10 protein-coding genes are annotated in these 10474 nt (G+C 48.0%); 1 reads left to right on the top strand and 9 read right to left on the bottom strand.

Annotation, left to right across the window (positions count from 1 at the left end):
* The coding region (locus ABYT30_RS10375) for a hypothetical protein (RefSeq protein WP_373096336.1) at nucleotides 1–237 on the bottom strand (237 nt) is incomplete at its 3' end.
* 117 nt (nucleotides 238–354) lie between these two features.
* Between ABYT30_RS10375 and ABYT30_RS10380 the strand changes: the two genes are divergently transcribed.
* Nucleotides 355–1323: a tRNA dihydrouridine synthase gene (locus ABYT30_RS10380; RefSeq protein WP_373096338.1), complete on the top strand. Its 969-nt coding sequence runs from the start codon at nucleotides 355–357 to the stop codon at nucleotides 1321–1323.
* Between the two features lie 5 nt (nucleotides 1324–1328).
* On the opposite strand, the gene ABYT30_RS10385 is transcribed toward ABYT30_RS10380, so the two are convergent.
* The 8 genes from ABYT30_RS10385 to ABYT30_RS10420 form a co-directional block, all read right to left on the bottom strand.
* Nucleotides 1329–1805 carry a DUF2505 domain-containing protein gene (locus tag ABYT30_RS10385; RefSeq protein WP_373084445.1) on the bottom strand — a complete coding sequence of 159 codons (477 nt, stop codon included), beginning with the start codon at nucleotides 1803–1805 and terminating at the stop codon, nucleotides 1329–1331.
* A 71-nt stretch (nucleotides 1806–1876) separates the two neighbouring features.
* Nucleotides 1877–2287, bottom strand: coding sequence for a DUF6691 family protein (locus ABYT30_RS10390; RefSeq protein ID WP_373084447.1), 411 nt, complete (start codon nucleotides 2285–2287; stop codon nucleotides 1877–1879).
* Entirely contained in the window at nucleotides 2284–2724 is a 441-nt protein-coding gene (locus ABYT30_RS10395; RefSeq protein ID WP_373096341.1) for a YeeE/YedE family protein, read from the bottom strand. Before ABYT30_RS10395 ends, ABYT30_RS10390 begins: the two co-directional genes overlap by 4 nt.
* A 300-nt stretch (nucleotides 2725–3024) precedes the next feature.
* Complete coding sequence (locus tag ABYT30_RS10400) at nucleotides 3025–4518, bottom strand: DUF3336 domain-containing protein (RefSeq protein ID WP_373084054.1); 1494 nt, start codon at nucleotides 4516–4518, stop codon at nucleotides 3025–3027.
* Between the two features lie 416 nt (nucleotides 4519–4934).
* Complete coding sequence (locus tag ABYT30_RS10405; protein WP_373096343.1) at nucleotides 4935–6584, bottom strand: EAL domain-containing protein; 1650 nt, start codon at nucleotides 6582–6584, stop codon at nucleotides 4935–4937.
* A gap of 9 nt (nucleotides 6585–6593) precedes the next feature.
* Nucleotides 6594–7823: an ATP-binding protein gene (locus tag ABYT30_RS10410; protein ID WP_373096345.1), complete on the bottom strand. Its 1230-nt coding sequence runs from the start codon at nucleotides 7821–7823 to the stop codon at nucleotides 6594–6596.
* Nucleotides 7807–8796, bottom strand: coding sequence for a DUF3369 domain-containing protein (locus ABYT30_RS10415; protein ID WP_373096347.1), 990 nt, complete (start codon nucleotides 8794–8796; stop codon nucleotides 7807–7809). Before ABYT30_RS10415 ends, ABYT30_RS10410 begins: the two co-directional genes overlap by 17 nt.
* Nucleotides 8783–10357 carry a sensor histidine kinase gene (locus ABYT30_RS10420; protein WP_373096349.1) on the bottom strand — a complete coding sequence of 525 codons (1575 nt, stop codon included), beginning with the start codon at nucleotides 10355–10357 and terminating at the stop codon, nucleotides 8783–8785. Before ABYT30_RS10420 ends, ABYT30_RS10415 begins: the two co-directional genes overlap by 14 nt.
* Between the last annotated feature and the right edge of the window lie 117 nt (nucleotides 10358–10474).

A 10474-nucleotide genomic window follows, 5' to 3' on the forward strand; every position in this document is an offset into this window, starting at 1 on the left:
ACGCATCTCGCCATCGATACTCAACTGCGCAAAATCACCTTGGTCGTCACTACCCAACTCATTTAGCTGCACTAGCCGCCGAGGCTCAGGGTCTTCGCCAAAGGTGCTGGCGTTGTCCGCATTAAAAATGCGCTCCTCTTCATTGGCCGCATTTTTAGCCGGAAATTGCGCACTCAACATCAGCAGCAAAAATACCGTCACTCCCGCCGCGACCACGGCCCGAAACAAACTAAACACCACCCCACCCCCATAAATATGCCCTACACCCCGTCATCCGGGTCAATATCTGCATCAGATAATTACTGCCAGCCCGCCGCTGCGGTACAATGGTCTTTTGTGCCTTGAAGCCTTGCAATGCAATTACATCTCGCCCCAATGGAAGGCGTTGTTAACGCCCGAATGCGCGCCCTACTCACCGCAGTGGGCGGAATCGACCGCTGTATAACCGAGTTTGTCCGAATCAGCGACCAGCTATTGCCGCCGCGCGTATTTTACCGACTATGCCCAGAGTTGACGGAAGCCGGCTGCACCCCTAGCGGGGTACCAGTTTACTTACAATTACTGGGTGGCGAACCTGGCCCAATGGCAGAAAATGCCGCCCGCGCAGCAAGCTTAGGCGCAGTGGGTATCGACACCAATTTCGGCTGCCCAGCAAAATGCGTCAACCGCCATCGCGGCGGCTCGGTTTTACTCGACGAACCAGAGCTATTGCACCAAATAATTAAAGAGATGCGCGCTGCAGTACCGGCAGCAATTCCTGTGACCGCGAAAATCCGACTTGGTTTTAAAGACAGCAGCCGCCTAGCCGAGATTATCGCGGCAATCAGCGAAGCCGGTGCCGATGCAATCACCATTCATGCCCGCACTAAAGAAGATGGCTACAAACCACCCGCGCACTGGTCACTACTGGCACAAGCTCACAATATTACCAATATACCGATTATTGCCAACGGGGAGGTTTGGAGCCCAGACGACTTTCAACGTTGCCGAGCCGAGAGTCAATGCCGCGATGTCATGCTAGGTAGAGGACTATTAGCGCGCCCGGATTTGGCCCTAGAAATAAAATCAGTTTTATCAGGCGTGCCTTACCAACGAAATTCTTGGGCCGCAATACTGCGACTGGTTAATGCACTTTTTGAAGATAGCATTCTCAATTGCGCGCCACGCCACGTTGGCGGCCCGATAAAACAATGGCTGGGCTATTTACGCCGAGAGTACCGAGAAGCACAAACTTTATTTGAGCGTATCAAGCGCCTAAATACCGCGAGCGATATTCAGGCGGCTTTAGATGAACACCGCAGCTGCCTGCAAATTGCCGCCTAGGCTAATCAGCCAGCCAACTTTTCTTTTAGGTAATTCACTTCATCTAAGGCGCCATCGTCAGTCTGCGACAGCACGTACTTTTCAACCTTGCCACCGACCAGTGGAATTTTCGCCTTGCAGCTGTGAGTCACAATGTACTCGCAGCCCGACGCCGTTGGCATTAACGACATTGTCGCGCCCAATTGCACCGGCTGCTTTTTAATCTCTATGCTCATTTTACCTTCCCAGCCATCACCTTTTGGCTGCCAGGTTTCAATGAACGCCAAGGTTTGCTGTGGATTAAACACCCGCGCTAAAACCGAGGGCAATTCACGCACGACCTCTCGGTTCATCTTGACTGTCACTTGTTTGTCGCTTTCTTCCACATCGCATTCAGCGCTTAATTCACCTAGGGCAATACTGCGTTCCACCCGAAAATCTGGATCGCACAATAAGCCCCAAACTTGATCAATACTGCAGTCAAACTGACATTTAACAGCCATGGTAAACCCTCAAAGATCCATTAATTTTATTATCTACGACAACAGTTTAACCTAACACTAAATTCAACACACTATTTCTCAAACAGCTGCCGGTGTAGCAATATGCCTGCAAACATCGCTAGGATAAAGACCAGAAATGGCATAGCACCCGTCAACAATGCGACCAAGGCTGGAGCAGGACATAATCCGCTCAAACCCCAGCCAGCGCCAAACATAACAGCGCCTAACACAAGCTTAGAATCAATATCCTTTTTGGTTGGCAGCGCAAATGCGCCGGCAAACCGTGGCTTCTGTCGCTTGAACACAAAAAAGAAGCCCGGCGTTGTAATCATCAGCGCGGCGCCCATTACTAAGGCCAAACTTGGATCCCACTGACCAGCAATATCTAGAAAGTTTTGCACCTTTGCGGGGTTAGCCATACCCGACACAGTAATGCCCGCACCAAACAATGCTCCAGCAATGAGCAGTATTAAGCGATTCATACGCCCTCTCCCATCAAATGACGTACTATAAACACGGTCACAGCACCACTCGCCATGAAAATTACAGTCGCAACAATTGAACGCAGGGAGAATCGCGAAATACCGCAAACACCATGCCCAGAGGTACACCCCCCGCCCATTCTTGTTCCAAAACCGACCAACAAACCAGCGACAAGCAATACCGGCGTCGATGCCACGCTCTGAACTCCGACTAAGGCGCCACTAAAATAGGCAGCGAGTATCGCACCAAGAAACAATCCAGCCAAAAAACTGAGTCGCCACGTTCTCTCCTCCCCACGCTCACTCAAGGCACCAGCGACGATCCCTGAAATCCCAGCTATTCGCCCCATTGACCACATTAGTAAAACAGCGGCTGAACCAATTAAACTCCCTCCAATCAGCGACTGCCACGGCGTAAATAGCGTACTTTCAACCATATCTATAATCTCCCAGGACTGAACTCGGACCTTGCTTTACTATAGCTGTGCGCAGGGAGTAACACCCACTTATGCATACCCCCCCCTGTATATGCAATTATACCTTGGTCATCATTAAACACCACCCTATAGCCCTACGTACCGCGAGAGGACAGGCACCAGATATCAGCGCTATCGCGTTCAAATAGCGCTATGAGTTGGCGAAATTGAAAAGTAGTGTCCACCTACCCCAAAAACGACAAACCCCAGTAAACACTGGGGTTTGTCTGCATACAAAATTGTATACCGATACAGGAATATCTAGGCGCGCACCTTGCTGCGAGTTATCTCAGCACCGAGATGGTGGGGCTTAGATTTTGCCAAACGACTAAACTCTTCGGCTTCATACACTTCAAGAATTTGGCTGAGTTTACGGCTTATCTTCGTACTAGCACGTATCATCTCAAGCTTGGGCCAGGTTGCCCGCTCGCCCTCCAGAATAAAGAACTGCAATTCATCTGGGGTCAACTCAGTTAACAGCTTGCGCGGATCAAAAAAGCGATAACGAGGAATAATATTAATATCGCCGGTATATTCTTGATTGATCACCGAGTATACGATATTCGCAACACGTCTAATCCTCGGTGAATTTTTAAAATATTTTCTCGCGACACTACTGCCAACCTTTGAGGCTTCTTTCAGACTGCGCCCACCCAGCTGACGCAGTGCCGGTAACAAACCGCTGTTTTCAGTTTTTGCATCGTGTACAGCCCAAAGCACAATCGGGTTAGTCTGGCTAACAATAAAATGATTTACACCGTATAAGCGGGCCAAGCGTTTCGCGGGAAGATCATCGCTCACCGAGCCATCAATCCAACGCCGGGTGGCAAGGTAAGGCTGGGGATGACCATGCACATTTTTCGCTTCAAGCATGACCGGCGGATAAATTCCTGGCACCGCACAGGACGCCAATACCGCTTTGCGAATATACACATTGGGCGACGCGATGGCATTCAACAACCGCGAGGTCTGGTGCACATCCGAGGGCGATATAGAAATATTAATATGCCGCCCAGTGCGCTCAAATGCTTCTTGGAAGGTGATATCCGGAATTAATTTCGCTATTTTTTCTTTCAATAACTGATGATTTATCCGTGGCGAGGACTCAGACAATCGGCCGTTAACCAGGGCAACTTCGGTCAGTAAAACTTTACCCAAGTTATCTGCATCCAAGAAATGCTGTAACTCTTCATCGGTGCGGGTACCTAATACCGCAGCAATCATCGAGCCAGCACTAGCCCCAGAAATAACTTCCGGCAAGAGATCCTGCTCAACCAAGGCCTTAACGACACCAACATGAAAATTACCAAGTACCGCCCCACCACTTAACATCAGTGCTGACTTTCCGTAGCACTTGCTGGCTCGCCGGAAAAAATCAAGTCGCTCTAAAAAGCTCGGGTGTTCGGAATCAAGCTGGGCTAAATGATCTAGGGAATCACTGATGGCATCAACATAGTCATGCACTAACTGCTTGGTGCCAAACTTCGCCCGCGCATACAAAACGGGTTTTCCCATGCCACCCATATTGCCGTGGATGCCCTCGTTTAATGAGAACAACAAACCGATATTGTCGTTATTTTCACGAAAATAGCGCAACCGCTCTAGGCGTGAACGAATTGACGCATAATCATAGAGACTCGTCTTATCTATTTTTTTCCAATGCTCTCTACCAGAACAGCGATCGTGTTCTTTCGCCAGCGCCTTCCACTCTTCATAGCTTGTAGAATGCTGCAGTTTACTTTCCAGTTTCTTCACAATTTGCCCTATTCATCTGAATCGCAACAAAGTATTCCAACAACCCTGTTGCATAACCTTAATCAATCCTCGCGACGGTGGCTATAGGTGTTTCTAGGTAAGCCGCCCACCCCACAAACACTGAGTGCGCTAGCTATTTCGCCGAAAATAAGCAAACATAGCCACAAAATCACCGAATTTCGGCAAAAATCAACCCCTCTCAAATCCCAAGGAAGCACACAAATATACGCTTTACGGCCACATTCCGCTGTCGTTAGTTTAATACTAGGAACTTATAACATGCCTGCAGGTAATGCTCTATGGCCTAAACCTACAACTTATTATGAAATGGGGCCACAATCAGCCAAATTCGACACACAGAGCAGCTATAACCAAGCTTAAACTTATAAAGTCAGCCTAAGTATGCATGCTGATATTTAGGCAATTTGCACTAAATCTTTTAAATCCTGGGGTTTGCCGTGCAAATGTCCCTGCGCGTAATCGACTCCCAAGGCCCTAAGCTGATCCATGATTTCCTGACGCTCGACAAACTCGGCAATCGTTCGCTTACCGAGCACATGACTAATATCATTTATCGACCGCACCATGGCTTTGTGCACGGGGTTTTTGTCCATATCGTGAACAAAAAGACCGTCAATTTTAACAAAGTCCACAGGTAGCTCCTGTAGGTAGCCAAATGACGACATGCCCGTACCAAAATCGTCGAGCGCAAACTTCCCGCCGAGCTCATGTACCTGGTGAATAAACCGAGTCACAGCAGCAAAATTGGTAATTGCCACCGTTTCGGTAATTTCGAAACATATAATTTCCGGGTTTACCGTACTCCGCCTCAGGTAGCGGTAGACAAACTCTAAGAAGGACTCCTGACACAAGGATTGCCCCGAAATATTAATAGAATACATCACATTCCGGGTGTTCAATTCTGGGTTGCGCTGCAGGAAGCTGAAGAAGCTTTTAATTACCCAACGATCGATTTGAGGCATTAAACCAAAGCGCTCAGCTGCGGGCATAAACTGCCCAGGGCTAAGTACTTCGCCGTTGTAGATCATTCTTACCAACAGCTCGTTGTACAAAGTTGTGCGATTTGACTCATCAACCAATGGCAGAATTCGCTCCGTCACAAGACAAAATTCATCGGCAGCCAAGGCCTTATTGATCCGATGCACCCAATCCATATCATCGTGTAAGCGGCTGAGCTTTTTATCTTGGGCATCGTATACATGCACCCGACCACGACCATCCTCCTTAGCCGAGTACATGGCAACATCCGCCTGACTCATCACCGCCTCGCGGCTTAATGAGTATTCGTCGACGAGCACCACACCGATACTAATTGACACTCTATGCGCAATACCGCTCCACATAAAAGTCATACGTTTTACGGCTTTAACCAACCGCGAGGCCACAGAACGCGCCTCAAAGGTATCTACATTGCTGAGCAATACACCAAACTCATCGCCACCTAGGCGGCACAGCATATCACCGATAAAGAGCTCTACTTGCAGCGCTTGGGCGATGTTTATAATGAGATTATCACCGGAAACATGTCCGCTGGTATCATTGATCAATTTAAACTGATCTATATCAATGTAAAGTAAGGCATGGGTGCGAGAACTGGTTGCTGCATCACTCACTAGGTTAGCCAAACGACGCTCAAATTCTCCTCGGCCCATTAACTTCGTGAGTGGATCAATCCCATTTTCGCTTACACCAAAGAGCTCATCAGGCGCATCGGTCATCGCGATGGCAAGGCTATATCCAATTTTCACACCCTTATCATCGAGCACATCAGACACCGACGCTAAGTAGTGAACTTCGCATTTAGCCGGAAAAACGACGATCAATGGCTTAGCGTTTTGGCGACACACCGCCAACTGCTCCGCTAACGGCTTACCATTTATCACACTAACCAAAGGCAACACATCGGCAAGGTTTTTGCCTAATAAGTCAATTAATGGCGCGTTGATAAGGGATTTTGTTGCCGCATTCACGTAGCTGATACGGTCATCAAGGTCTACGCAAATTAAACTGTGTACGAGACTATCTAAGATCCACTCTGATCGCATTGTATTTTCCTATTCCGCCAAGGGGATAGTAAAGTAAAAGGTTGACCCCTTACCAAGCTCAGATTCAAGCCAGATCTTGCCGCCATGCCACCTCACTATTTTCTCACAAATTGCCAAGCCAACCCCGGTGTCTTTAACAACGCCTTCGCCATTGTCGCGGTGAAATAAATTAAATAAGCCACTGTGATGCTCTGGGGCAATACCAACCCCAGAGTCACTTATAGAGAACACCCAATTGCGCTCATGGGTAGTTGCATTGATATAAATTTCAGGTGGCTTACCTTCAGAATAGCGAATTGCATTGCCAATCAAATTTTGAAATAGTTGGGTAAGTTGGCGCCGGCAGGCGAACACCGTCGGCAGCGCTTCGCAGTGCAAATTGGCATGGCTTGCTTGGAACTCACTGTCCAAATTCAGCATCACATCACTGACCACGGAATTACAATCGACCATTTCCCGGCTTTCATTAAACCGACCAACCGATGTAAGTGCGACCAGCTTATTTAACGCGGACTGCATGGCGTAAACGTTTTCTCTGATATCAAGAAACTCTTCAGCCAAGCCCGTTGGCGGCAGCTCACTCACTCGAGAGCCAATCTTACGCATTGCGCCAACCACTTCATTCAGCGGCATTTGTAAGTCGCGGGCGGCCAAATGCGACAGTTGCTCGATCTCATTGACCAGGCCAATAAGTTGATGGCGGCTTCGCGCCAGGGCTATTAAATCTCGGTACGACGAAAGCGCCGTATAAATTACGGAAAACAGCCGATCTTGCGTTAATTCGGTTTTAGCGCGGTAATCATTGATATCGTAAACCTTTAGAACACGGCGCTCTGGCGCCAAGCCCGGTTGACCGGTACGCAAAATAATACGTACAAAGTGATTGCCGAGATCCTGCCGGATAAACCGCGCCACATCCAAGCCGGCGCTATCGGTCTCCATAACTACGTCAAGTAAAATAATGGCAGTATCAGGATGCTCCTGAATCATTTGCCGCGCTTGTTCGCCGGAGTAGGCGCTAATGAATTCGAGGTGGCGTCCACCAAAGCTGAAATCGTGTAATGCCAAGCGGGTGACCACATGGATTTCTTCCTCATCATCGACAATGAGGATCTTCCAGGCATTCTTGGCCGTTGTAGACGAATCCTGTGTCAGCATAGTGCTTTGCTCGCTTGCCAAAATAAGCTCATCATTATCTGCCATTTTATCTGGGATCTTTTTGCTATTGGTGTTGGTCATGGGCATTGGACTCCAGTAGGGCAATTGTCTCGTGAGCGATTGCGACGTTCTTTACAAATAACTCAATCATCGCAATATCCGGTACTGAAAACACATCCTTCGCAGACACGTACAGCAACTGCTCCATGCCAGATTCTGTAACATAGTAGCTTACCCAGTAATTATCACCATAATTGCTTGATCGCTGTTCAATTGTCGCAGCGATACGATCAGCAACTTCTCGCTCAAATTGTGAAACATCGACTGCACCAGTAAAATCTGAATAGCAGCCTGTAGCCGCCAGAATATTAAGCTTATCGCTTGAGGGCCTAGCCAGTACGCCGCATGGCTGAACCAACATTGCGTCCTTATTCAGGTACAGTAGTGCTGTGAGCTGCTGCAAAACGCCCTCTGCAAATGCCGCCATATTTCGACGTTCAAAAATATGCGCCGAGGCTTCGATCACTTTTAATAAACCAAGCCTGTTACATTCCAATGCGATTAAGTCGCGGTAGGAACATAAACTTGTGTACACAGTTGAAAACAGCTTTTGGCGAGTTAATTCCGTTTTTTCTTTGTAATCATTAATATCGTACTGGGTAATCACTTCTAGCTCAGGCGCCTGACCAGGCTGGCCGGTACGCAAGACAATACGCACAAATTTATTATTTAGTTCACGGCGAATATAATGAACTAAATCAAGTCCCGCGTGATCGGTTTCCATCACCACATCAAGCAGAATTAGCGCGATGTCATCATGCTGAGCAAGGGCCTGCCGCGCTTCCGCTGCGGAATAAGCACTTATAAACTCCAAACCACGCCCCGCTAACTCAAAGCCTTCTAGCGCTAAACGAGTAACTGAATGAACAACTTTTTCATCATCAACTAGTAGCAGCTTCCATGGCACCAGCCCTGGGACGCAAACATTTCCAGTTGGCTCTGCCGCAAACTGCAATTTATCATCGCCATCACTATCCATTTCAAACTGGCTCATATAATCCTACCTTACCGACGTCCGGAGGGAAGAAAAGGCTAACACAGCTACCTTTCCCTACTTCGCTGTCTATATTAATGCGTCCACACAACTGCTGAGTAACTAAGTTATATACAATATGCAAACCAAGACCACTACCGCCACTGCCGCGCTTTGTTGTAAAAAATGGGTCACAGACTCGTGCCAAATGCTCTGCCGGAATACCCCTACCATCGTCACTGAATTGTAGCGCAATTTCCCCAGACTCAGACGCCCATACCTTCAGGTGTAAATGTCCGCTCTCGCCATTCGGAAAGGCGTGACTAATGGCGTTCATCACTAAATTGGTCACTATTTGCGACACTGCACCAGGATATGAAAAAACCATCAAATCTTGATCACAATCTAACTGGTAGCTTAATCCAGCCTTTTTAACTTGGGGATAAAGACTTTGCATGACCTCGCCCAAGTACTCACCGAGATTGAAGCGCCGTACCTCGCTATTACTTTGATCGACCGCGACCCGCTTAAAACTTTGAATTAATCCCGCCGCGCGCTCGAGGTTCCCTAAAATCATCTTACTCGCCGTTAAGCTCTGCTCCCAATACAGCTGCAAAGCCGATTGTGTCAATACCCCATTTTCATAGCTTCTTTTTGCATCTGCAGTATTCGCTTGTAAAGTCGACGCTGCGGTCACGCCAACCCCAATAGGGGTATTAATTTCATGCGCAACACCTGCAACCAAAGCACCAAGGGAGGCCATTTTTTCCGTATTGATTAATTGCTGCTGCGTTTGCTTTAAGCGCTGCAAGGTGCCGCTTAGCTCGCGATTACTGACATCAACTTCGCAAACCCGAAGTTCCAACTCCCGACGGGCTTTAAGCACCTCCTTATCTCGGCAATCAACATCGGCAATCATGTCATTAAAATTGTCGCAAAGTTGGCCAAACTCATCCTCGGCGTATTTATTCGCGCGTAAACGGTAATCCCGATTCAAACGAACCTGACTAATCACTTCCAGCAAGCTGGTAATAGGTAGTAATAAATGCTTTCCGAGCCATGAAGAAAAACCAAAGGCAAAGAGTACGGTTCCTGCAAAAATGAGTATCGCCAACCACCACGCAGAATGAAGGTAATCACTCAAACATTGATCATTGGTTTGCAACACTAATTTCAAGGGCGCCTCCTTTTGTGTAGGGACTATCGCAAGGTACTCATTCTCGCCTAATGTGGCATATGTCTGCCCGCATGTGCCCTTGCTGTAATTGGCTTGATATTCATACAGTAAACTCGTACCACGTTCTCCAGAATAGGCACAAACCGCAGTGATACCTCTATCTGCAGCCAATTCCCGCACAGCAAGCCTTACCTTATCCGCGTCTCCGGTTACCAATATTTGCCCCAGCAAACCAGCTATGACGGTGTACTTGTCCTGCCTGCTAGCAGAGGATGCCTCGGTCGCCAAAGCGATACACAGCCCAAAAATTAACCCACCCACCACTAAGTTACTGGCAATAATTGCAGACGCCAGCTTCCGATCAAAGCTCATCGTAGATAAAAAACGGCGCAAATCAGTGGTCATTCCAATACGTACGCATAAAAAAATCCCTCTCCCAGCTGTATTTATCAGTCAGCGAATCCGCTTTAAAACAGATCGCCCGCAGACACACTGAGGCTAGGCTCACTTTAATGCCTTAGC

The organism is Zhongshania sp., assembly GCF_041623545.1.
GTDB lineage: Bacteria > Pseudomonadota > Gammaproteobacteria > Pseudomonadales > Spongiibacteraceae > Spongiibacter.

Coding starts and splice junctions, on each gene's coding strand:
- ABYT30_RS10380 (WP_373096338.1), top strand. CDS start 355: ATGCAATTACATCTCGCCCCAATGGAAGGCGTTGTTAACGCCCGAATG.
- ABYT30_RS10385 (WP_373084445.1), bottom strand. CDS start 1,805: ATGGCTGTTAAATGTCAGTTTGACTGCAGTATTGATCAAGTTTGGGGC.
- ABYT30_RS10390 (WP_373084447.1), bottom strand. CDS start 2,287: ATGAATCGCTTAATACTGCTCATTGCTGGAGCATTGTTTGGTGCGGGC.
- ABYT30_RS10395 (WP_373096341.1), bottom strand. CDS start 2,724: ATGGTTGAAAGTACGCTATTTACGCCGTGGCAGTCGCTGATTGGAGGG.
- ABYT30_RS10405 (WP_373096343.1), bottom strand. CDS start 6,584: ATGCGATCAGAGTGGATCTTAGATAGTCTCGTACACAGTTTAATTTGC.
- ABYT30_RS10410 (WP_373096345.1), bottom strand. CDS start 7,823: ATGACCAACACCAATAGCAAAAAGATCCCAGATAAAATGGCAGATAAT.
- ABYT30_RS10415 (WP_373096347.1), bottom strand. CDS start 8,796: ATGAGCCAGTTTGAAATGGATAGTGATGGCGATGATAAATTGCAGTTT.
- ABYT30_RS10420 (WP_373096349.1), bottom strand. CDS start 10,357: ATGACCACTGATTTGCGCCGTTTTTTATCTACGATGAGCTTTGATCGG.